Below are 22,738 nucleotides of genomic sequence, written 5' to 3' on the forward strand. Positions count from 1 at the left end.
CGACAAGGGAGTCGAACCATGGCAAGACGTATCCTGTTGACGGGCGCCACCGGGCAGGTGGGCTGGGAGCTGGCACGTAGCCTGCAAGGTATGGGCGACGTGCATGCCCCCACGCGCAGCGAAATGGACCTGCTCGACACCGACAGCGTGGTGCGTACGTTGCGCGACTTCGCCCCCGACATTATCGTCAATCCGGCGGCCTATACGGCCGTCGATCGCGCCGAGACGGAAGAGGCCGCGGCTTATCAGGTCAACGCTGTCGTGCCGGGCGTCATGGCCGAAGAGGCCAAGCGGACTGGCGCGCTTGTCGTTCACTACTCGACAGACTACGTTTTCGACGGTACCTCATCCACACCGTATCGCGAGGACGAACCCACGAATCCGCAGAACGCCTACGGACGGACCAAGCTGGCCGGTGAAACCGCCATCGCGGCGAGTGGTGCGAATCATCTGGTGTTGCGCACGAGTTGGGTGTACGGTTCGCGCGGCGCCAACTTTCTGCTCACGGTCCAACGCCTCGCGCGCGAGCGCGACGAGTTGCGCATCGTGTCCGACCAGCACGGCGCCCCCACATGGTGCCGAACCATCGCCGAGCTGACGTCGCAGGTTCTGGTGCAAGGGGTCGGCGAGCGCGGTGTTGACGCCGATTTCTGGCGTGAGCATGGCGGTCTTTATCATCTGACGGCAGCAGGGCAGACTACCTGGCACGGATTCACCGAGGCGATTCTCGACCTGAGCGCGCCGGAGAAGCGTCCGAACGTTGTGGCGATTCCGACTTCTGCCTATCCGCTACCGGCTAAACGGCCGGCCTATTCGGTCCTCGACAACGACAAGCTGGCACGTACCTTCGGCGTTCGAGCGCCCGACTGGCGTGACGCACTCGCCCTTTGTCTCGCCTGAGACAACGGCATCCCCTGACGGCGTGGCGCACTAAATCGGAAATTCCTCAGCACGCGGCGCCGCATTCCTTCGGCAACATGGTGGCTTTTTCGCGCACACGTAAAAACGTGCGCCAAGGAGCGACGCATGTTGTCGGTTCAGAACCCAATTTCCGGCTGGGAACCGCCCTCGGCGGGTGTCCACGATATCGAGACGAGGGCTCTCGGTCGCTCTCAATGGTCGCCTTCCGACGTTGCCGCACGCAGCGCCGCACCGCCCGAGGTGCTACGCCGCGCGATCTTGCGGGCCAACGACGACGAGCGGCACCAGATTGCGCAGCACGTCGCATGGCTGGAAAACGTCCTTCCGTCGTCATCTGGCGTGATGGGGCGATACGCCAGCGTTGTGCCACTGGGGGCAACGGCGGAGGCGTCGCTGGGCAGGTTACCGTTCGACAAAGGAGCGCTCAAGCAGGCCTGGGGCACTCGCTTCTCGCATTTGCTCAATGGCGAGCGCGTCGCCGACGTTGCGCGCGATCTGATGAAGTGGTGTGTGGCGGAGCGTTGTCAGACGGCAACGGCGTCGCTATGGCATTGGCTACCGTCGGCAGACGAGGCAGCGGGCGATGTGCTGGCTTGCGAGCGCCTGCCCATGCGGGAGTGGCCGGTCTCCGTATTAAGTGTCGCGCTGACTTTGTCGAATTTGCGCAATGCGGCGCTTCCCGATTTGTGGATGCCCAATGCCGATTTGCGCGGGGTGTTCGCGCCGGCTGCGCAGTTTTGCGGGGGGCATTTCAATGGCGCGTGGTGGAGTGGCGCGTCCTTACCTCGCGCAGGATTTGCGAGTTCCAAGCAGATCGGTGCCGATTTCGAAGGCGCAAATTTGCGGTTCGCGAATTTTCGGGCGTCTGATCTGAGCAATGCGCGGCTGGTGAAAGCCGATCTTCGCGACACCGTGATCTTGCACACCGTCATGTGCGGTGCCGACATGAGTGAAGCCAGATGTGCCGGAGTGACATTCACGAAGCCCCGTCTCGACGACGCGTCGTTTCAGCAGACCCGCTTGCAAGACGCCAGCTTCACGGGCGGCAGTGCGCACGGCGTGAAATTGATTGGCGCGAAGGCAAAGCGATCGCATTGGACGTCGATGGCGATGCGCAAGGCACAGGCGGTGGGCGCCGATCTTCGCGGTGCGGAATTCCGTCACTGCGTACTCACCGAATGGGATGCTCGCGGGGCAAAGTTCAATGGCGCATTCTTCGTGTCATGCGACCTGCGCAATGCAAGGTTCTGCGGTGCGAGCTTGAAACACCTGCGTGTCGGGCCCGATTGCAATCTGGCCGGCACGCAATGGCAGGATGCCCGCATTGGTCTCGACGCGGCGTGGCTGCGCAGCCTGACACCGCCGGAACTCAGCAAGGTCGTGCTGTCGTGGATGACACTTCCGGCCGATCAGCCGACGGCGCGCGCGAGTGTTTTCATGCAACTACTGGTCGCATTAAGTCGCAAGCCGGGGGTGTTCGACGTGGGGCGCGACGCGGTGCCGCCATTGCACCGGCTTCCGGAACAGGTGCGGCGCAGCGACTGGTTTGGATGTTTGCTGGCGGCGTTGAGCGAGACGGGGGGGCTTGGTGAGCATGATGGCGTTGCCGAACTACGCGCCCAATGGCTCGCACATACGCTTCAAGCGTTAGCCGACGTGCCGCTGTGGCGCGGGCAAGCGGGATGGGTGACGCCGTCATTGATGAGGGCGCTGCACAGAGAATGCGGGCCTGTCACTCAGAAAGCGCCCTGGTCGCTCGCTGGCGCCATGTGTCAGACGCTCTATTGGGCGGGGGAAGGGGTAGGGGGCGTTAGCCCACTGCGCACTCAGGCGTTGCGCGGGGCATGGCTCGATGCACTGCCGGCGCAGGTGCCTACGGCGTTGTCGGCGGATGGGATCAGTGCAGCCGACGCCGATTACGTCGTGTTGATTCGATCGGATGGTAACGTTGCCGCGCGTCTGCCAAGGCATTTGTTGGCAAGACTTCTCGGTTCGCACTCCGGCGGCGAACCGACGGGCGGCGACATGCCCTTCGCGCACGATACGCTGCCCGGGTTGCATTGGCTCGGCACGAGAGTCGTGGTGTGCGATGCCGAGTCGCCCGACGACTATCTGCCGGGCACCATGGCGCAGCTTCCAGCACTGTTGCGGGAGTTTGGTTTTCTGTCCGGGCTGTGGCCTGTGGAGCATCGGCTGGATAGCTTCGTCAGGCTGGTCGGACGATGGTGCGGCAAGGATGGCGAGCATCGTGCCAATGCAGCGTGTCATGGAACGTGGAATCCGACACATGCCGGCGCCTACGTTACAGGCGGCCCGACCCTCGAAGGTGCCGCATGCGCATTGCTGAGTGCGAACGATCGGTTGGAAGCACTTGTGAGCGCGGCGCGTGCGCCGGGTCACGTGCAGTTGCGACGTGCCGCACATCTCGACATCGAGGATGTTTTTAGCGATGCCCCACTGGATATGCCGGACGGTCAGGCGCCGCTGAGCGTATTGATGTCACGCCGGGTCCGACTGGTTTCCCTTGTGGCCGGATTGGGCTGGTTGGCGACGCAGCCGCAATGGCAGCGGCCCTGGTCAACGGCGAGCGATGAGTCGAGTGCATTGCGCGGAGCGGCATCTTCCCCGGATTCCTTGCGTCTGTACCGTCACTATGCGTTGGCGCTGCTCAACGAAACGATGAATGGCGACGCAGCTTGGCGCCAGTTGCCTCAAGCGATCGCGTTGCGCATGTGCCTGTCGAGCGAGCAGGTGTCGACGGACGCCTTGGCGGAAAGGTTAGTCAATTGGCTGAGATGTCCTGAAATACGCTATCTGCCGGGGTTGGCGCAGGCATGCCGTCACACACTTCCTTGGTTCTGGGCGATCCGTCTGCCGCTTCGCGCCGACACGATTCGCCAATTCATGATGACGCGACGAGGAGGAGCAAGTGTTTCACCCGGTGACGTTAGCGGAGATTGACGGGCCTTTTGGCCGATATTTCGTCGTCAGGGCAGTTGTGCTTTCGTGGTAAAAATACGTACGCGCAATATGCCTTCCTTCGGTGAGTGGGTTTCCGGCCGGCCGGACGCGCGGCATTTCTGTAGTTGGCGACATTTGTGGGGCGTTGGCCACGGATGCCTGCACGAAGAGGGTCGCCCAAGATGCGGCCCCGCGTGCCGGAATGCGGGGAAGGCCAATGCCTCGTTCCCAGGCTCTCAAGGGTTTCATACCCTCCCAGGCACCATGCATTCGACTTGTATCGCGTCAGGCTATCCGGGGTTCGTGGCGGTCAATCGCCGCGAGCTTGACGCGCATGTTCCACTCTCCTGGCCCTTGTTCGATGCCGACGGCACGCCGTTGTTGGCGGCGGGCGAACGTTTGCCGTCCGAGGCCGATCTCGACTGGCTCTTCACCATGTTCGCACCGCACCGGCCGTTGCCCGAAGGGGCGTCTACGGGCGAGGCGGCCGGCCGCACGGAGGCGGCGAACTCGGCGTCGCCGCTAGGGGCGTGTGGGGGGGCATCGACGGTGTATCTCCACGGTCTGCCTGTGCCGTTGCCTATCGGCGCGTGGATGCAGGTTCGCGTCGCGCCGGATGCTGAGACCATGCGTGTGCGTGCCAGGTTGATCGGCCGGGCACCCAACGGCATGCTGATCATTACGCCGCCGGCCGCCGGGGAGACACGTTTACCGGTAAGCGCAGGCGACAGGCTCGCGCTCTGGACGTTTCCCGGCGACAACCTGTACGAGTTCACTTGCGAAGTCCATAGCGTCCATCACGGTCCGTTCGACTATGTGGTGGTTTCGCGTCCTTCGCAGGTGCGTGAGACGCCTGTGCGGCGCACGCCTCGTGTCGATACGCGGTTGGTCGCACGACTGTCGCCACTGGACGAGACGACGCGGGCGTCATTTACCCGCATGCTGGCCGATCCGCAGGACACCCCCGAGTGGCTGGTGCTGGTGCGGGACATCAGTGCCGATGGGGCGGGGATCGTAGCGAAGGCACCGCTACCCGATGGCTGTCATCACGTCGCTTTGCAGTTCCGGGTGCCGATCGGAGCAGATGTGGTGCCGATTCTCGGCATGGCTGCCGTGCGCGGCGTGGAAGGGCCTCGCGTTGACGGCACCTGGGCTTATGGTCTGGAATTCATGCAAATGGATACGCGCAACAAGGCGGCGATTCGTTGCTTCGTGTACGAGTCGCGTCTGACGGACCCCCGCGCAGGCCAATGAATCGACAACGCTGTGCGCGATAAAAAACGGCACCTGATTCAGGTGCCGTTTTTGCATCGTCGAGGTAAAACGCGACGAAACACGACGAAACACGACGAAACACGACGAAACACGACGAAACAAGGCGAAAACGAAAAGACGCGCGGAGGTCAGCCCTTAAATGTCGCGACCACCGGTGCGTGATCCGACGGTTGCTCCCAAGTCCGCGGCACGCGGTCGATTTCGCACGCGGTGCAACGCTCGGCCAGCGCAGACGACACGAGGATATGGTCGATGCGCAGGCCGGCATTGCGCCGGAAGGCGCCCATGCGGTAATCCCACCAACTAAAGATCTTCTCGGGCTGCTCGAACATACGGAAGGTGTCGCGCAAGCCCAGTCCCTGCAGACGGGCGAAGGCCTGACGTTCTTGCGGAGATACCAGATTCTGGCCTTCCCATTTCGCCGGATCGTGCACATCGCGGTCTTCGGGGGCGATGTTGTAGTCGCCGAGAAGCGCGAGTTGCGGATGACGCTCCATTTCATCGGAGAGCCAATGGGTGAGGGCGTCGAGCCAGTTCAGCTTGTAAGCGAACTTGTCCGAACCGACGGCCTGACCGTTGGGGAAGTAGCCGCAGACCACACGCACGCCGCCGACGGTCGCTGTGATGAGGCGTTGCTGCTCGTCGGCAAAGTTCGGCAGATTTTTAACGAGATCCGTTGCTTCGCCCACTTTCGCGTGGTTGACCAGCAGCGCGACACCGTTATACGTCTTTTGCCCCGCGAAGTGCGACGTATAGCCGAGCGCAGCGATTTCCGTAATCGGAAAATTCTCGTCGGTGAGTTTCAGTTCCTGAAGACAGAGAACGTCGACCGGATTGCTGCGTAGCCAATCCTGCACATGGCCGAGACGAACCTTGAGCGAGTTGACGTTCCAGGTGGCAAGTTGCATGAGTGTCCTTCGATGTTAGGCGGCAGGTTCAGGCTTTGGAAGGCGATTTGTCGTCTGCATTGCCCGAGGGCAGTTGCGGCACGCTGACGAAGTCGTCGAGCGAAAGGCCTTTTTCCTTGAGCAGGGCTTCGAGCACCGGTTGGAGGCGGCCAAGACTTTCCTGGACCGCTTCGCGCACCGTGTCGACAACCACTTGCGTACTGCGTTCGATTTCGATGTTCACGCGCGTGCCGGCGACTTTGTCTTCGAAGGTCGTCATCCGACGCGTCTCAGGAATCAGCCATACTTCGAACCAGCCTTCCTGTCGATTGACTTCCGAGACCGTCAGACTCGCGCCATTGATCGCGATATAGCCCTTCGCAAAGACATACTTGCGGAACGCTTCGGGAATGGCGATGCGCAACACGCGATTGGTGTCCGATGTGCGTACGCTGAGAATTTCCGTCGAGAAGTCGATGTGTCCCGACAGCGGATGACCGCCGATTTCGGCGCCGTCCTTCGCGGCGCGCTCGACATTGACCTGCGCGCCGGTGCCGAAGCTACCGAGCGTGGTGACGTTCAGACTTTGGAGGATGACGTCGAACGACGCCGCCGTGGGCGAGAGCAGTTGCGTGACCGTCAGGCAAACGCCATCGACCGAGACGCTGGCGCCGAGGGTGAGGTCTTCGCAGAAGCCTTCGGGAAACGCCAGCTCGAGGGTGCGCATGCCGTCGCGATCTTCGATGGACGACAGCGTGGCCGTGCCTTGAACAATTCCGGTGAACATCGTGATGTCTAGAGTCGTGGGTTGCTATGCCGCAGTATTCTACTGCCTCGCGCGAGTATGCCGCTCGTCATGCGACGTGCTACGATGCCGCCTTTTCGTAGGATCGACAGGATCGATATGGGTTTCGAAGGCTGCCTGCTGGCGGATGACTTCTACTACTGGGCGGAGACGTCGCCTGCGCCGGACGGGCAGTTTTACGGCGTGGTGCATTTTACCGGTTGGCGCGACGTGGATGACGTGATCGAAACGCTGGACCCGCCGCTCACCCACACCACGCCAGACGGCTACCGCTGGGCTGGCGATGCGCTCGAAGCCGCGCATGCGCTGGCGAAGACGCTGGCCGCCGATGGCAGCCTCGGTATCGACCTCTGACCCTCTGAAACCTTGAATTCGATTCAGCCCGCCTGACATCTGACGCCCGGCGGGCGAGCCCACAACGGACAGCATCATGACCCAGACAAAATTTGAAATTCAGAAGCGCAAGGGGCTGAAGATCGACGCCGGTGTGCGTCGTGGCCCGCAGGGCGGCAAGCAGGTCGGGGCGCAGGGCAAGCGCAACGCCGCTGGCAGCAAGCTGCTGGGGGCGTTGCTCGGTGTTCCGTCGGACGAGAAGACTGTTGCCGATGCGGCGAGTACGACCCCCAACGACCCGAAAAAGCCGGATAGCCAGTCCTGAACGGGGACAAACGCACGGCGGAAGGTATTCGCTCGGCCCGCCTGCGTAGCCCTATCGCGGGCGGGCAACTTGCGACGCCCTCACCCAAAGGGCGGGGCGGCCAGCCAGTTACGGCACGATCGCCAGAAACAGGAAGGTAGCGAACAGCACCAGGTGGACGGCCCCCTGCAGCACGGTCGTGCGTCCGGTGCCGAGCGTGATTACGCCAACAAGCAGCGTGACGCCGAGCAACACCATATCCTTCGGCGCCAGACCCAGCTCGATGTGCTGATCGAGCAGCAACGAGACGGCCGCCACGGTCGGAATCGTCAGCCCGATACTCGCCAGCGCCGAGCCGAGCGCGAGATTCAAACTTGTCTGAAGCTTGTTGGCGCGCGCAGCGCGCAGGGCCGCCAGACCCTCCGGCAACAACACCAGCGCAGCAATCACGATACCGACGACCGCTTTCGGCGCGCCGGCTACCGCAACGGCGTTTTCCACGGCGGGCGAGAGCTTTTTCGCCAGACCGACCACGGCCAGCAACGCCACGACCAACAACCCCAGACTCAGAATGGCCGTGCGACGCGACGGCGGCGGCACGTGGACTTCTTCACTCGGCGCTTTCGCCAGGAAGTAGTCGCGATGGCTGACCGTTTGCACAAACACGAACACCATGTAGAGCACGAGCGAAATCATGCCCTCGAAAGCCAATTGTGACGCGGTGAGCCCCGGGCCAAGGACCGAACTGGTGTAGTTCGGCAAGACCAGCGTGAGCACCGACAGGGCGCACAGGACGGCGAGCGCGGCGCTCGCGCCTTCGACATGAAAGCCTTGCGTGTGGTGGCGCACGCCGCCAAAGAGCAGGCACAGCCCCACGATTCCCGTCGACACGATCATGATGGCGGCGAACACCGTGTCGCGCGCCAACCCGGCTTTGTCGGGACCGCCCGAGAGCATCACCGAGACGATTAGCGCCACCTCGATGATGGTTACGGCGACGGCGAGCACGAGCGTGCCGAACGGTTCACCGACTTTGTGGGCGACTGTTTCGGCATGGTGCACGGCAGAGAACACTGCGCCGGCCAGCGCGACACCGCACAGCGCAAGCTCTGCGCCATAAGGCAGAAATCCGGCGACGCCGAGGGCAACGAGGGCCACGATCGGCATGTACATGGTCCAATGGCCTAGCTTGGCGGTCTTTGAGGAGGACATCGTCGGAGACTCCAGAATTCGGGGAACGGGTACGGCTTGAGGTACGGCAGATCAAGCAACGGCGGGAACATTGCCCCGATGAGAACGTCGGAGCGGCGACTCATGGTCGCAGAAAAGTGACCCCCCGACAACACAAAGGCGTTGCCTCGCTGTCTCATGGGCCCGGCAACGCCTGTCTGCCAAGAGGCGCATGGACAAACGATCTTGTGCAGATCTTGAGCGATAACGCCTGAGTCTCCGAGTCGGATGCCGTCGAGAAATTCCGCAGGCTGAGCGGCGAATCTGGAAGTCGCCGTGCTTGGGTTGACACCGGATGGACGCGAGGCGTAATGTTCCGTTCATTGGTCTTACCACTGAACGGAGTGCTGCGCGCCCACCGGTCACCTTTCCCTTCGACGTCATGTCCTTCGATCCCATCGTGCAGGTTTCCGTGTCCGAGCAAGTCGCGCAACGTTTGCTCACGATGATTCGCACCGGGCTGCTCAAGCCCGGTCAGCAGTTGCCGCCCGAGCGCGATCTCGCAAGCATGTTGGGTGTCGGCCGCCCGGCGGTGCGAGAGGCGATCCGGGGCCTCGCGTTGTTGGGCCTGCTGCGTATCCGGCAAGGCGAGGGGACGTTCGTCGGTTCGCTGGAGATGCGCGAATTGCTCGAGCCGCTCGAAATGGTCATCGAACTCAACGCGGGCACGCTTGAAGCGCTGTTCGATGCCCGGCTGGTCATCGAACCGGGTGTGGCGGCGCTTGCCGCCACACATATCGCGGATGCGGATATCGCCCGTCTGCATGCGCTGGTTGATGACGAACAGGCGCTTCTTGGCAATCCGGAGACGTTCTCCGCGGCAGATATGGCATTTCACGAGACCATCATCGACGCCTGCGAGAACCCGTTTCTGCAAAGTATCGCCAACAGCCTGTATCTGCTGGGCAAGAAGAGCCGTCGGGTGACGTCGCAAGTCGACGGTGTGCTGGAGCGCAGCCTTCAGGACCATCGCCATATTCTCGACGCCTTGAAAGCCCGCGACCCTGAGCAGGCGGCACAGGCAATGCGGCGTCACCTATGCCGCGTGCGCGATGCCTATGCGGCGTCCGTCAGCGCGACGGTGGCGGGGACGGTCGACGCCAACGTCTGACAAACCGATCGGCGCGAACGTGCGCGAGAGCCGTTGCGATGCCGTTCGAACCGAATCCACAGACCCACGAGGAGACACTCATGACAGGCCGGCTGGCGGGTAAGACCGCCGTGATTACTGCCGCTGCGCAGGGCATCGGCCGCGCAAGCGTCGAAGCTTACTTGCGCGAAGGGGCACGTGTGATTGCCACCGATCGGAATGCAGAGACACTTGCGCAACTTGATGATCATTCGCGTCTGGAGCGGCGTCCGCTCGATGTCACCGATGGGGAAGCCGTGACGGCGCTTGCCCACGAACTGGGTGCGGTCGACGTGCTGTTCAACTGCGCGGGCTTCGTACATCACGGCTCGATCCTCGAGTGCGACGAAGCGGCGTGGGACTTCTCGTTCGATCTGAACGTCAAGAGCATGTACCGGACTACACGCGCATTCCTGCCCGCCATGCTGGCCGCAGGCGGCGGGGCGATCATCAATATGTCGTCGGCGGCGTCGAGTGTGAAAGGGGTGGCCAATCGCTGTGTCTACGGCACGAGCAAGGCCGCCGTGATCGGGTTGACGAAATCGATTGCGGCCGACTTCGTGGCGCGTGGCATTCGGTGCAATGCCATTTGCCCGGGCACCGTCGAATCGCCGTCGCTGCGCCAGCGCATTGCTACGCAGGCCGCCGCGGCGGGCACGAGTCTCGCGGCGGTGCGCGAGCAGTTCGTGGCGCGTCAGCCGATGGGGCGTGTCGGCACGCCCGAAGAGATCGCCGCGTTGGCGATCTATCTGGGTTCGGACGAATCGGCTTTCACTACCGGGGCAATCCATCTGATCGATGGTGGTTGGTCCAATTGATTTCTCGAGGAGAATTGCTTTGAAATTGCTGCGTTTCGGCCCGAAGGGCCAGGAAAAGCCGGGTCTGCTCGACGCGGACGGTCAAGTGCGTGACCTCTCCAACATACTCGCCGACATTACGCCGGAGACACTGAGCCCGCAGGGCCTGGCGGCGTTGCGCGCGCTTGATGCTAAGGCGTTGCCGGTGGTGACTTCGCCGGGGCGTCTGGGTGTGCCGTTTTCCGGGTTGGGAAAGTTCCTGGCAGTGGGCCTGAACTACAGCGACCACGCGGCCGAGTCGGGACTGCCTGTGCCGTCCGAGCCGGTGCTGTTCACCAAATGGGAGAACTGCCTGAGCGGGCCCAACGATCCCGTGGTGTTGCCCAAGCACTCGGTCAAGGGCGACTGGGAGGTCGAGTTGGGTTTCGTGATCGGCACGACGGCGCGTTACGTACCGCTTGAACGAGCCCTCGATTACGTTGCCGGGTATTGCGTGGTGAACGATGTGTCCGAGCGCGAATACCAGATCGAGCGCGGTGGCACATGGGACAAAGGCAAGGGCTTCGATACGTTCGGGCCGGTCGGCCCATGGCTTGTGACGACCGACGAGATCCGCGATCCGCAACAACTCGGGTTGTGGCTTGACCTGAACGGCGTGCGTCGCCAGACGGGCAATACGTCGACGATGATCTTCAACGTGGCGTATCTCGTGCATTACATCAGCCAGTTCACCACACTCAAGCCCGGCGATCTTGTGACGACCGGCACGCCGCCGGGCGTGGGTCTTGGCCAGAAGCCGCCAGTGTTTCTCAAGCCGGGGGACGTGATGCGGCTGGGCATCGACGGCCTTGGCGAGCAAACACAGGAAGTTCATGCCTACGACACGCGCTGGCTCGACTGAGCGCGTGCCGGATTCTCTTCACATCCATCCTGTACGGTGACGGGGGGAGGCAGCGCTGGCCGTCGCCAACGTTGTTCTGCGCGTCATCGACAGCATCGGGAGCGATTCATCATGCAAGACCTGAGAGGTAAATTCGTTCTGATTACCGGCGCGAGCACCGGTATCGGCGCCGCAGCGGCCAGGGCCTTCGCGGCGCAGGGCGCAAACGTGGCTGTGCATTACAACCGTTCGGCGGACAAGGCCGAAGCGGTGGCCGAGGCCGTCCGGGCCTGCGGCGTGAAAGCGATGACGGTGGCTGCCGACGTGGCGGATACCGGCGCCATCGACGCGGCAGTTGCCCATGTGCTCGATGGTTTCGGGCGCATCGACGTGCTCATCAACAACGCGGGAAGTCTCGTCAAGCGCACGCCCTTCACTGAGGTCTCCGACGCCTATTTCGAAGACGTGCTCAACGTGAATGCACGTTCGGTCGTGGCGTTCTCGCGGGCCGTAGTGCCCGCGATGCGCAAGCAGGGCGGTGGGGCGATCGTCAACGTGACGTCGATCGCCGCGCGTCACGGTGGCGGCCCGGGGGCATTGATCTACGCGGCGGCCAAGGGTTTCGTGAGTACGCTCACACGCGGCATGGCGAAGGAACTCATGCCGGACCGCATTCGCGTGAATGCCGTGTCGCCGGGTGTGATCATGACACCGTTCCATGAGCAATTCAGCACCGAAGCACAGATCGAAGCCTTCCGGCAGAGCATTCCGATGGGGCGTCTGGGAGATCCGGACGAATGCTCGGGCGCATTTCTGTATCTCGCTTCGGAGACGTTGGCGAGCTATGTGACCGGGCAGATCATCGAGGTCAACGGTGGACAGTTGATGCTCTGACGCGGCGCGGTGGCAGGTCGCCGGGGGCTTGGTGCGGGGCGCAGCGACACAGGCCGCGGGTGGGGCTGCTGCCTTCGCTCTGTTGTTGCCGGTCGCTGTTATGGAGCCCCGGCCGCCCGGGCAAATTCCATGTGGACCCCGGAAAATTCTGCATCGGCATTGCTGCGCGACGCAAAGTCGCGTTCGGTAAGGACTTGCCGGTTCGCTTCACCGGCAATTACTGGCACACTTGCCCCATTCGTCTGCATATGTCTGCGGCACTGGCACGCGGGCGCAACTATCGAGGGGCAAATGGAACGCTGTCCGTGGAGCGAAGGCTTCGAGCAGTATCGTCGGTATCACGACGAGGAGTGGGGGGTGCCGCTGCGAGATTCGCGCGCATTGTTTGAGTTGCTGATGCTGGAGGGGGCGCAGGCCGGGTTGTCCTGGGCCACCATTCTCAAGAAGCGCGACAACTACCGTAAGGCATTCGACAACTTCGATCCCGAGCGTATTGCGGCTTATGGTCCGGAGGACGAGGCGCGCTTGATGGCGGACGCTGGAATCGTGCGCAACCGTCTCAAGGTCGGCGGTGTCGTCAAGGGCGCCCGAGCGTATCTGGCAATGGAAGCCGCAGGCACGCGTTTCAGCGATTTTGTCTGGCAGTTCGTCGGCGGTGAGCCGCTACAAAACCGTTGGGCGTCGCTTGGCGAGGTGCCGGCGAGCACTGCGGTTTCCGATGCGATGAGCAAGGCGCTGAAGAAAGCCGGATTTACTTTTGTGGGCTCGACCATCTGCTATTCGTTCATGCAGGCGGCAGGTATGGTGAACGATCATCTGGTGGCATGCCCGCGTCACAAGGCGGTGAAGGCGCACGCGTTGGCGGACGGGAATAATGGCGTCGCGCAGGGCCGGAAACGCCGCCCGGGAGCGTCGTCGGCTACAATCGCGCCTGACGAATCAGGATCTGCCTAATGTTCAGCTACCGCCACGCCTTTCACGCCGGCAACCACGCCGACGTGCTGAAACACTTTATCGCCGTTGAATGTATCGATTACATGCGCCAGAAAGACACGGCGTTCTGGTACATCGATACGCATGCGGGCGCAGGCGGCTACGCGCTCGACGGCAAGTGGGCCGACAAGACGGGCGAGTTCGAGACCGGCATCGGCCGGCTCTGGACGCGCGACGATCTGCCGCCGGCACTCGCAGACTACGTTGCGCTGGTGCGCGAGTTCAATCCGGACGGCAAGCTGCGCTATTACCCGGGCTCGCCGTACTTTGCCTTGCAACTGCTGGGCGACCGTGACCGGTTGCGCTTGTTCGAGGCACACCCGACCGAGCAGGACGTATTGCGTGAGAACTTCGAAGCGCAGGGCCGGGCAGTGGCACGCCGCACGATGATTTTTGGTGCCGACGGTTTCGCGGGACTCAAGACAATTTTGCCGCCGGCGCCGCGTCGGGCGTTCACGCTGATTGACCCATCGTATGAAGACAAGCGCGATTACACGCGCACCACACAGACCGTGCAAGAAGGCCTCGACCGCTTCCCGACGGGCATGTATGCCGTATGGTATCCGCTGGTGCAGCGTCGTGAGGCCTCGCAATTGCCGGAGCGCATGAAGCGCCTCACGATCAACGGACAGCCGATCAAAAGCTGGGTGCATGCCGCGCTGACCGTGTGCAGCCCGGTGCCGGGCGGCATGGGGTTGCACGGCAGCGGCATGTTTATCGTCAACCCGCCTTATATGTTGCAGGACACCCTCAAGACGACCCTGCCTTATCTGGTCAAGACGCTCGGTCAGGATAAGGGGGCTCAATTCCTGCTTGACGGGCGGCAGAGCTGAGGTGTCGCGTCGCGAGCATTCGGTTCGCGACGCTCATTTGCGTGAGGCCGGCGCTTCGTACGGCAGCGACAGCAGTTCGTCCGGCGACAGATAACGCCATTCGCCGAGCGCGAGATTTCCCATCGGCAGGCCGCCGATGGCGATTCTGACCAGCCCCTCTACCCGATTGCCCGCCGCTGCGACCATCCGTTTGACCTGATGGTATTTGCCCTGTGTGATCGTCAGGGCAATCTCGTGCGGCGAGGGGCTCATGACGTCCGTTGCAGCCAGCGGTTCGGTTTCGTCGCGTAGCAGAACGCCATCGCGTAATGCCTGCAACATCGCTTCGGTGACCGGGTGCTTGGTCGTTGCGACATAGCGCTTGGGTATGTGTCGGCGCGGCGACATCATGGCGTGCAGGAACGGTCCATCGTCGGAGAGCAGCAACATGCCGGTCGTATCCTGATCGAGGCGGCCGGCCGGCTGCACACCGCGCACGGCCAACGGCAGGGGCAGCAGGGAATGCACGCCTTCGTGGTGCGTCGGGCTGGTGGAGCACTCAAAGCCCTCGGGCTTATTAAGCAGCACGTAGACGTGTTCGCGGTATTCCCACGGCTCACCGTCAAGCGTGAATTGCAGGCCCAGCGGGTCTACGGATTCACGGGGATCGTCGTGCACCACGCCGTCGATGGCGAAAGCGCCGGTCTGAATGAGCTTGCGGCACATCTTGCGGCTGCCGAAACCCTGCGATTGCAGTAAGCGATCTAACTCGATGATGCGTTCTCCGTCAGGCCTTGTGAGTTCAGGCCGCTATTGTAGCGGCCCGGGCTCAGCAGCCCTATAGCCTCAGTGCCTGACGGTCACATACCGGCTGGCTCGGCCGCACGTGTGCGTTGCGCCCCGTTGAGCCGTTCACTCGTCCTGGGTTGCGCCGCTGAAGCGCCGGTAGATGAGGCGTGCGGCCCAGTCGAGCAGGAATCCAAGAACGCCGATGACGAGAATGACGGCGGTCAGTTCCGAGTACGCGAGACGGTCACGCGTGTCGAGGATCAGATAGCCCAGTCCTGCATTCACGCCAAGCATTTCCGCCGGCACTAGTACGATCCAGAGAATACCGATGGCGAGCCGCACGCCGGTCAGCACGTGGGCGGCAATACCGGGCACATAGACGTGCCAGAGCATTTCCCAGCGTGTGGCGGCAAGGCTCTCGCCCAGTTGTACCCATCGGCGGTCGATATGGGTCACGCCCGCCGCCGTGCTCATGACCAGAGGCCACAGCGCCGCAAACGCGAGTAGGAAGTACACCGCCGGGTCGCCAACACCAAGCGACATCACCGCAATTGGCATCCATGACAATGGCGAGATCATGCGAAGGAACTGCAGCGACGGTGTGAGCGCCTTGTCCAGCCAGCGGAGGCGTCCGATCAGAAACCCCAGGGGAACGCCGAGGACGATGGCCCAAGCCAATCCGACGGCAATGCGTCGCAGACTGGCCAGAACGTGCAGACCCAATTGTTCGTCGCGGATCAGGTCGGGCAGGGCGCTCAGGGCGGCCGCCGGCGAAAATTGCGCGGCGAGCGATCCGGGCGTGGTGAAGACTGCGATGCCGAGCCACCAGATTGCGACGATACCGGCCAGCCCCGCGATTCCGAGCCATGCCTGACGGCCGGATCGTCTGCCCGGCAGGTTCACCGACGTGTCGCGGGTTGCCGTGGGGGGCGTGGGTGCCGCGCTCATGGTCTCGGCAACACGATCGGACGCGAGATCAGACAACGATCACCTCCTGACGCGTGAAGCCATCAGGCAGGCCGAACGTTTTCATGCCGCCCACTGCCGCGATGCTCTTTTTGACGAACCGGTCGTCGACGAGGTCGCGCGCGACAAATGCCGGATCGAGTTTTGCGAGAAACTGCGCATTGCCTTCAACTTGCGTCTTCTGCATATGGCGAACGAGGGCTTCGGTGTAGCTCGGATAAGGGTAAGGCTGAAAGTCGATACGCTTCTCGTGCCATTCGGCGTGAACGATCGCCCTGTCAGCGAGATAGCGGCCTTGCTCCGACGCGGCTGGCGCCAGTACGCGCTGCAAGATCTGGAACGGATGCGGTGTGTAGCGATTCTCGCCTTCCTTCGACAGCAGACGTGCCGCGTCTTCCGGATGGGCGCGCGTCCAGGCCTGTGCTTTGACAATGGCGTCGACCACCTTTTGCGACCACTCCGGACGCGACGTCAGGTCACGCTCGTGCATCGTCACCACGCAGCAGGCATGGTTCTTCCAAACGTCGCCGGTGAAGCGCAGCACCTTGCCGACCTTCAGGTTTTCGGCGGCGGCGTTGAACGGCTCGGCCACAATGTAGCCCGCGATCTGCCGGGCGGCGAGCGCTGGTGGCATGTCAGACGGCGCCATGACGATCAGGTTGACCTCGTTGGCCGCAGGTGCCCCGGACTTCTTGAGGACCGGCGTGAGACCGTTGGCGGCAAGCAAACCTTGCAGCACCACATTGTGAATCGAATACCAGAACGGCACGGCCACCGTCTTGCCACCGAGGTCGCTGACCTTGTTAATGTCGTTCGTCACGGTAATGGCGCTGCCGTTGACGTGATTCCACGCCACCACCTTGGCTTGCGCCTGACTGCCGTAACGTGCCCACACCGTCATTGGCGAGAGCAAGTGCACGACGTTGACCTGTCCCGAGAGGAAAGCTTCGATCAATTGCGCCCAACTGCGCAACAGTGTCGGTTTTTCCGCCTTGATGCCCGCTTGCTCGAAGTAGCCGTTGTTGTGAGCGACCAGCAGTGGCGTGGCGTCCGTAATCGGCAGATAGCCGATGCGCAACGGTGCGTCCGGTTCGGTGGCGGCGCGGGCGGCGGCTGAGGCCAGCAACGGTGCTGCACCGGCTACGGTCATCATCGAAGCGAGTTTGAGCCATTCGCGGCGGGAAATTTGGCACATGGTCTGAGAATCCCCGAAATTTGGACGGTGTGGTCTATTGTGTTTGGCGCGTCGTTGCATCGCGCGACATTGCGTGTTGCAACGCTTGCAGTATTTCAATACGCAATGTGCCCAACGCTTGTACCTGAGCTTCACGCGGGGAGGGCAGGTCGACCCGCCATTGGGCCAACGTTCGGCCCTGATTGCCGAGTAGCACGATGCGATCGGAGACAAGCAGTGCTTCGTCAATGTCATGTGTGACGAGGACCGTGGCGGCGCCTGTATCTCGAACCACGGTGACAAGCAGGCGTTGCATGTCGGCGCGCGTGATCTCGTCGAGTGCGCCGAAGGGTTCGTCGAGCAGCAAGGCACGGGGTTGACGTGCGAGACAGCGAGCCAGTGCCACTCGCTGGGCCATGCCACCCGAGAGCTGACGGGGATGCAAATGATGGGCATGCGAAAGGCCCACTTCGGCCAGCGCCGCATCGATTCGCGCGCGTCGTGTCTCGCGAGACAGTACCGGTTGCCTTGCAAACGTCAGCCCGAACGCAACGTTGCGTTCAACGGATAGCCAGGGCAGCAGGCATGGGTCCTGAAAAGCCAGCGCCACATCGGGCCGAGGGCCGGAAAGTGTCGCGCCTTCGACATCGACGGTGCCATTGCTCGGGGGCAGCAAACCCGCGGCAATGCGCAGCAAGGTCGATTTGCCCGAACCGCTGGGACCAAGAACTGACACAAGTTCGCCCGGCGCGACCGAAAGGTCAACGGCTCGCAGGATCGCCCTGTCACCGTAAGACAAACCGACGTTGCGTAGCGACAAGAACGGCGAGGCGCGCGAGTGATCCTCGCGCGCAGAGGCGATGAACGTGTCGGTGTGCGAGCGTTGCGCCGCCGCGGGTTGGGTCATGAAACCGTTCCGGTCCTCAGTTGTTGCGCGCGTTGGGCCGCGAGCTGGTTCTTCAATTGCACGAGGCTTGGCGTGACGATGGGAACAAAGGCGGCCTCGCGCTGACGTCTTGCCACACCCGACAGGCCACGCAGATAGCCACGCCCGCCGCCGGTCTGAACTTCCAATGTGGCGGCGTTGTGAACAACACCCGCCAGCGCAATGCGCAATTCGAACAAGCGCGCAGGTGTCTCGACAAACTCGCCTTGCGCGACACCTGCCTTCAGTCGGGTGCGGAGTGTAGCAAGCTGCTCTGTCAGCGCCGTGGCCTCATCGGCGACGGCGGCGCGCGCGCCCGGACCACTTTCGTTCGTGCCGGCCAGACTGCGCCGGGCAAGGCCCACCGACATGCCGCATTGCAGCCCGAGGAATGCCGGGCGTACGCGTACCAGCCATGCCGGTGCGTTGTCGGTAATGCGGTCGTCGTCCGTCAGCGGCGTGTCTGCCATTTGCAACGCGGCCGTATTGGTACCGCGCAGGCCGATCAGGTCAAGATCGTCGCTGCGCGTAACTCCCGGCGCATCGTGGGCGATCGCGAAGATCGACGGCGGGCCGCCGGCATCGTGATCGGCCGCCGCTGCGGCGACGAATCCCTGCTTGCGCAGGTTGGTTATCCATGGCAACCCGCCGGTTACCCGCCACGCCGGCTTGCCGAGCGCACCATGCGTGTCCGGCACGTTCGCCGCGCGAATTTGCAGTGGTTCGATGGCCGAAAGGTACTTCATGGCGTTCGACAGTCCCGTCGCTCCGGCCAGTTCCCCCGACAGCAGCGCCGGCAGGAGACGCTCGCGCAGCCCACGATTCGGGCTCTGCAACAGGTACTCGATGAACGTGCGTTGTCCCCACAAAACGAAGGCTGCCGCAAACGAGTGTTCGGCAACGTCGGCGACACTGTCGATCGCCTCGCCAATCGTGCCGCCATCCCCGCCCAGCTCGGCCGGCACGCCAATGCGCAGCAGGCCCGCTGCCGCCAGTTGCGGTACGACGTCGCCGCAGAGCGTGGCGTCGGTGTCGAGTGTCTCGGCATTGGCTTCGAGCCAGGCCGCGAGCGCCGGAGCGCTTGCGGCGAGCCCGTGCAGACCGGCGTGCGTGCTCATGCGGCTTGTTCCTTGGGCTCCCAGCGGTATGCCGCCAGTTGCGGATTCAGTTCGTTTTGCGAAAGATTATTCGCGAAGTTGCACAGCGTGGCCAGTGATACGCCGAGCACCACCTCGAGGGCTGCGGCATTGTCGAACCCGGCCGATTTGAATGCGGCGAGTTCGGCGTCCGATACGGCGCCACGCGTAGCGATCACGGCGCGCGTGAATACGGCCACAGCGTCGAGCTTGGCGTCGGACAGTTGGCGTTGGTCGCGAATCTCATTCACGAGCGCCTCGGGCAGTTGTGCCTTCTTCAGGGCAACGGCGGTATGGCCGGCCACGCAGAAGCCGCAGCCGTGAATACCCGCCGCCGTGATCTGCACGACTTCCCGCTCGGCGAGCGTCAGACTGGCGCGGCCGTTGATGGCCCCCACGGTCAGGTAGGTCTCCAACGCGGTCGGGGCGTTGGCAAGCGATGCCACCAGATTTGGCAGAAAACCATTTGCGGCAAGCGATTTCTCCAGAAACGGACGGCTCGCCTCCGGGGCGGTCTCAAGGGTATGCAATGGCAGTCGGCTCATATCGGGCTCCTCACAGTCGAGCTTCCATTGTGCGTAAGCCCGGTCGAATGCTCAATGCGCGCCCGTCTGGAAATTCTGCGGATTTGTCTCAGCTTGTCACGGTGTTGTCTCAGTGGGCCCCATGCCGTCACCGTATGCGTACGGCGAAGCGTCCGCAGATCGGAGGTGACGGCGCCGGGTCAATGCAACGGGTAGGGCGAATACGGTGCGGCCGTTGCGTGGGCCGCGCGTGCCGGGGCGGTGTCCGGTGCCGCATGGTGGGTCGCCTGGCGCCGCCATGCGCCGGGCTGAATTCCGGTCACGCGTTTGAAGGCTTGCGAAAAGGCCGATTCCGATTGATAGCCCACTTGCTCCGCCGCGTCGGGCAACGAGACACCGGCGCGCAACAATGCCGCCGCCGTCTTCATTCGGACCAAAGTGACGAACTGCGCAGGCGGCTGGCCGCCGATCTCGGCGAATTGCTTGCAGAAGCGTGCTCGTGACATATGGACGAACTCGGCCATCGCATCCGTCGTCCAGCGCTCGCCCGGTGACTCAATGATCGCTGCGGCCAGGCGCCCGAAAGCGTCGCGCCGCATCAGTCGCCACATGCCCGGTGCAACGTCTTCGGCATGCACGGCTTCACGCAACGCATAGTAGAAGAGAAGATCTGTGAGACGCGCCAGTAGAGGGGAAGGGGCCTCGCCCGGTCGACGCGCCTCTGCCTGGATCAGCGCAAAGACTTGCGTCATGCCTTCGACGCGACCGCTGGCACGACGCGCCACGATCGGGTTCGGCAGCATGCCGAGTACCAGGGCGTCGAGATCGGTGCGGAACTCGAAGAACCCGCAGGCCAGAGAGACAGACGAGGAGTCGGTCGCGTGAGCGCGCGGCTGCGGCGGCAACGGGGCCATCTTGCCGGTGCGCGCCGACATGTCGGATGGAGGTGCAGCGTTTGGCGACAAGCAGTGCGGTACATCGGATAGCAGGAAAACGGCATCGCCTGCGCTCAGCGCGATCGTTCGCGCCGCCTGCCCACCCTCGGCGCCCAGATGCAAATAACAACCACCGTCCAGCACGACGTGGAAACTCGCTCGCTGATGGCCCGCCGTCGACGCCTGATATACGCCGCAATACTCGCCCACATGAAATAGGGTGCTCTTTAATTCGAGCCCGGCCAGCAGCCAATCGGCGACCCGATCCGGATGGCCCGGGTGACTTGGATCGCCCGGATTCTCTTGCCGCTTTGCCTCAATTCGCCCGCTTTGCGTCTCGTCCCGCATCCCAGCCTGCCCGTATGTGCCATGCCCTCGGCAAAGCAACCATCCTCCCCATGCACATGAAAGTGGGCAACTATTTTTTCGTTGGATGCTTATTACGAGGGCTGGTTTGGGGCCGGGGAGGGGCGATAGCGGGGGGCGTTTTCAACCGAACTCTCGATCAGGCCGGTACCGATGCGCGCACCGGCTTCCCTGAGGCACCTATCGCGCGGAGAGGGCTTGGTCGCGTTGCGCGACGCCGGCATCGCTTGCGAGCGATGCCCTTCGAGCCCGCGCAACGGGCTTAAGCGCGTTGCTTGTCGGCCACATATGAAAAAAGCCGATGATCCAGGAGATCATCGGCTTTTTGTATTTTGTTGGTGCCCAGAAGAGGACTCGAACCTCCACGGTGTTACCCGCTAGTACCTGAAACTAGTGCGTCTACCAATTCCGCCATCTGGGCCCCGTCAGCTCGCTTACTGCTTGCTCGCTGCGAAGAAACAAGATTATGCCGAGAGGGGAATGGGCTGTCAACAGGTTTGCGCCGGAAATTCAAAAAACTTTAACCATCCGCCCAGTTGCCTCCTCACCGCCCTCTCAAGGCGCTTCACCCGCTATGCCGCTCGCCCCATATGCTCCGATCGAATCATGTCGATCAGGTGGCGCAGCCCCGGCAGCGTCTGACGCCGGCTCGGGTAATACATCGACAAGGGCGGGCCATCCACGGCCCAATCCATCAATACCGCCTCCAATGTGCCATTCGACAATTCCGCCGACACATTGCGCTCCAATACGTAACCCAACCCCAAACCACCCACCGCTGCGGCAATCACGCCGTCGCTCTCGTTAATGCTCAGCGCGCCTGGCACGTCCAGCTCCACCGCCGTCGACCCATTACCCAATTCCCACTTGTACAGCGTGTTGTCCCCCAGTCGCATCCGGATGCAATTGTGCGACATCAAATCCTGTGGCACCTTCGGCCGTCCATGCCGTGCAAAGTACGCGGGGGCCCCCACCACGATCCACTTCAGCGCCGGCGTCAGCGGTGTCGCAATCATGTCGCCCGGCACCGTGTCGCCGTACCGCATCCCGGCATCAAACCCCTCCGCCACAATGTCCAGCATCCGGTCATCCACCGTCACATCCAGTTCAATATCCGGATACGACGCCACAAATCGGGGCAAGATCGGGTCGAGCAGCAATCGTGCGGCATCGCGGGGCACGTTCAGACGCAATCGTCCCGCAGGCGACGCGCGATAGCGATCCAACGCCCCAATTGCCGATGCAATTTGCTCAAGGCCCTGTTCCAGTTCCTTCGCCAGGGCCGCCCCCGCTGCTGTCGGCGACACAGAGCGACTCGTGCGGTTCAGTAACTTCACGCCCAGACGCGCTTCAAGATTGCGCATCGCATGACTCAAGGCTGAGGTCGTCACGCCCAACTCTGTGGCGGCTTCCCGGAAACTCTGCCGACGGCAGATGGTGACAAAAACGTTCAAATCGGCAAGCTCGCCGCGAGTGAAGGCAGGCATGTAATTCCCAACAAGTATCAAGCAACAAAAACCAAAAACACCCGACAAGCCCAACGTATTAAGTGTCCGTTGAACAATTTTCAATTTTTTATGAGCTAAATTTTACCGATTTCCTTTTGATTCTGAAGAGGCGTCATGAGCGACGTGACGGAAACGCTACACATTCTCACTATCGATCAGCCGGTGAGCCGTATCGGGCTCGGGACCTGAGCCAT

General features: G+C 62.7%; 22 protein-coding genes and 1 tRNA gene. 11 read left to right on the forward strand and 12 right to left on the reverse strand.

Going from position 1 to position 22,738, the window contains the following annotated elements:
• Nucleotides 1–18: 18 nt before the first annotated feature.
• The 3 genes from rfbD (at nucleotide 19) to AT395_RS11665 (ending at nucleotide 5,136) form a co-directional block, all read left to right on the forward strand.
• Complete coding sequence (gene rfbD, locus AT395_RS11655; protein WP_042115608.1) at nucleotides 19–900, forward strand: dTDP-4-dehydrorhamnose reductase; 882 nt, start codon at nucleotides 19–21, stop codon at nucleotides 898–900.
• 126 nt (nucleotides 901–1,026) lie between these two features.
• A complete protein-coding gene (locus tag AT395_RS11660; RefSeq protein ID WP_048629288.1) occupies nucleotides 1,027–3,882 on the forward strand; it encodes a pentapeptide repeat-containing protein in 2,856 nt (951 codons plus the stop codon).
• A 264-nt stretch (nucleotides 3,883–4,146) separates the two neighbouring features.
• Complete coding sequence (locus AT395_RS11665) at nucleotides 4,147–5,136, forward strand: flagellar brake protein (RefSeq protein ID WP_042115610.1); 990 nt, start codon at nucleotides 4,147–4,149, stop codon at nucleotides 5,134–5,136.
• 149 nt (nucleotides 5,137–5,285) lie between these two features.
• On the opposite strand, the gene xth is transcribed toward AT395_RS11665, so the two are convergent.
• Both xth and AT395_RS11675 read right to left on the reverse strand, forming a co-directional pair.
• Nucleotides 5,286–6,065, reverse strand: coding sequence for an exodeoxyribonuclease III (gene xth, locus AT395_RS11670; RefSeq protein ID WP_048629289.1), 780 nt, complete (start codon nucleotides 6,063–6,065; stop codon nucleotides 5,286–5,288).
• Nucleotides 6,066–6,093: 28 nt separating this feature from the next.
• Nucleotides 6,094–6,831: a riboflavin synthase gene (locus AT395_RS11675; protein WP_042115674.1), complete on the reverse strand. Its 738-nt coding sequence runs from the start codon at nucleotides 6,829–6,831 to the stop codon at nucleotides 6,094–6,096.
• Nucleotides 6,832–6,948: 117 nt separating this feature from the next.
• Between AT395_RS11675 and AT395_RS11680 the strand changes: the two genes are divergently transcribed.
• Nucleotides 6,949–7,203 carry a hypothetical protein gene (locus AT395_RS11680; RefSeq protein ID WP_048629290.1) on the forward strand — a complete coding sequence of 85 codons (255 nt, stop codon included), beginning with the start codon at nucleotides 6,949–6,951 and terminating at the stop codon, nucleotides 7,201–7,203.
• Between the two features lie 76 nt (nucleotides 7,204–7,279).
• The gene (locus AT395_RS11685; RefSeq protein ID WP_048629291.1) at nucleotides 7,280–7,507 is read left to right on the forward strand and encodes a hypothetical protein; all 228 of its coding nucleotides are present in this window, start codon (nucleotides 7,280–7,282) and stop codon (nucleotides 7,505–7,507) included.
• Between the two features lie 108 nt (nucleotides 7,508–7,615).
• Here AT395_RS11685 and AT395_RS11690 read toward each other — a convergent pair whose 3' ends face one another.
• The gene (locus AT395_RS11690) at nucleotides 7,616–8,698 is read right to left on the reverse strand and encodes a calcium:cation antiporter (RefSeq protein ID WP_042115677.1); all 1,083 of its coding nucleotides are present in this window, start codon (nucleotides 8,696–8,698) and stop codon (nucleotides 7,616–7,618) included.
• A gap of 400 nt (nucleotides 8,699–9,098) precedes the next feature.
• Between AT395_RS11690 and AT395_RS11695 the strand changes: the two genes are divergently transcribed.
• The 6 genes from AT395_RS11695 (at nucleotide 9,099) to AT395_RS11720 (ending at nucleotide 14,242) form a co-directional block, all read left to right on the forward strand.
• Nucleotides 9,099–9,827 (forward strand): FadR/GntR family transcriptional regulator, encoded by a 729-nt coding sequence (locus AT395_RS11695; RefSeq protein ID WP_048629312.1) that lies wholly within the window; start codon nucleotides 9,099–9,101, stop codon nucleotides 9,825–9,827.
• 80 nt (nucleotides 9,828–9,907) lie between these two features.
• Entirely contained in the window at nucleotides 9,908–10,663 is a 756-nt protein-coding gene (locus AT395_RS11700) for an SDR family oxidoreductase (protein WP_042115678.1), read from the forward strand.
• Nucleotides 10,664–10,682: 19 nt separating this feature from the next.
• Nucleotides 10,683–11,543 carry a fumarylacetoacetate hydrolase family protein gene (locus AT395_RS11705; protein ID WP_048629292.1) on the forward strand — a complete coding sequence of 287 codons (861 nt, stop codon included), beginning with the start codon at nucleotides 10,683–10,685 and terminating at the stop codon, nucleotides 11,541–11,543.
• 111 nt (nucleotides 11,544–11,654) lie between these two features.
• Nucleotides 11,655–12,416, forward strand: coding sequence for an SDR family NAD(P)-dependent oxidoreductase (locus tag AT395_RS11710; protein WP_042115680.1), 762 nt, complete (start codon nucleotides 11,655–11,657; stop codon nucleotides 12,414–12,416).
• A 291-nt stretch (nucleotides 12,417–12,707) separates the two neighbouring features.
• The gene (locus AT395_RS11715; RefSeq protein ID WP_048629293.1) at nucleotides 12,708–13,370 is read left to right on the forward strand and encodes a DNA-3-methyladenine glycosylase I; all 663 of its coding nucleotides are present in this window, start codon (nucleotides 12,708–12,710) and stop codon (nucleotides 13,368–13,370) included.
• Nucleotides 13,370–14,242, forward strand: coding sequence for a 23S rRNA (adenine(2030)-N(6))-methyltransferase RlmJ (locus AT395_RS11720; RefSeq protein WP_042115682.1), 873 nt, complete (start codon nucleotides 13,370–13,372; stop codon nucleotides 14,240–14,242). The genes AT395_RS11715 and AT395_RS11720 overlap by 1 nt, the downstream gene beginning before the upstream one ends.
• Nucleotides 14,243–14,275: 33 nt before the next feature.
• Here the strand turns inward: AT395_RS11720 and AT395_RS11725 are convergent, their stop codons facing one another.
• The 9 genes from AT395_RS11725 to AT395_RS11765 all read right to left on the reverse strand — a co-directional run bounded on the left by AT395_RS11725 (nucleotide 14,276) and on the right by AT395_RS11765 (nucleotide 22,607).
• Nucleotides 14,276–14,995 carry a pseudouridine synthase gene (locus tag AT395_RS11725; protein ID WP_042115683.1) on the reverse strand — a complete coding sequence of 240 codons (720 nt, stop codon included), beginning with the start codon at nucleotides 14,993–14,995 and terminating at the stop codon, nucleotides 14,276–14,278.
• Between the two features lie 138 nt (nucleotides 14,996–15,133).
• Complete coding sequence (locus AT395_RS11730; protein ID WP_082164821.1) at nucleotides 15,134–15,958, reverse strand: ABC transporter permease; 825 nt, start codon at nucleotides 15,956–15,958, stop codon at nucleotides 15,134–15,136.
• A 28-nt stretch (nucleotides 15,959–15,986) separates the two neighbouring features.
• Nucleotides 15,987–17,171, reverse strand: a complete 1,185-nt coding sequence (locus tag AT395_RS11735) for an ABC transporter substrate-binding protein (protein WP_048629294.1) — start codon at nucleotides 17,169–17,171, stop codon at nucleotides 15,987–15,989.
• 34 nt (nucleotides 17,172–17,205) lie between these two features.
• A complete protein-coding gene (locus AT395_RS11740; RefSeq protein WP_082164818.1) occupies nucleotides 17,206–18,057 on the reverse strand; it encodes an ABC transporter ATP-binding protein in 852 nt (283 codons plus the stop codon).
• Complete coding sequence (locus tag AT395_RS11745; RefSeq protein ID WP_042115685.1) at nucleotides 18,054–19,193, reverse strand: acyl-CoA dehydrogenase family protein; 1,140 nt, start codon at nucleotides 19,191–19,193, stop codon at nucleotides 18,054–18,056. Before AT395_RS11745 ends, AT395_RS11740 begins: the two co-directional genes overlap by 4 nt.
• Nucleotides 19,190–19,756: a carboxymuconolactone decarboxylase family protein gene (locus AT395_RS11750; protein WP_042115686.1), complete on the reverse strand. Its 567-nt coding sequence runs from the start codon at nucleotides 19,754–19,756 to the stop codon at nucleotides 19,190–19,192. Before AT395_RS11750 ends, AT395_RS11745 begins: the two co-directional genes overlap by 4 nt.
• Before the next feature lie 179 nt (nucleotides 19,757–19,935).
• Nucleotides 19,936–21,018 (reverse strand): AraC family transcriptional regulator, encoded by a 1,083-nt coding sequence (locus tag AT395_RS11755; RefSeq protein WP_082164819.1) that lies wholly within the window; start codon nucleotides 21,016–21,018, stop codon nucleotides 19,936–19,938.
• 354 nt (nucleotides 21,019–21,372) lie between these two features.
• Nucleotides 21,373–21,457 (reverse strand) — tRNA-Leu (locus AT395_RS11760).
• 151 nt (nucleotides 21,458–21,608) lie between these two features.
• Complete coding sequence (locus AT395_RS11765) at nucleotides 21,609–22,607, reverse strand: LysR family transcriptional regulator (RefSeq protein ID WP_312023885.1); 999 nt, start codon at nucleotides 22,605–22,607, stop codon at nucleotides 21,609–21,611.
• Between the last annotated feature and the right edge of the window lie 131 nt (nucleotides 22,608–22,738).

The sequence above is a fragment of the Pandoraea apista genome (assembly GCF_001465595.2).
Classification (GTDB): domain Bacteria; phylum Pseudomonadota; class Gammaproteobacteria; order Burkholderiales; family Burkholderiaceae; genus Pandoraea; species Pandoraea apista.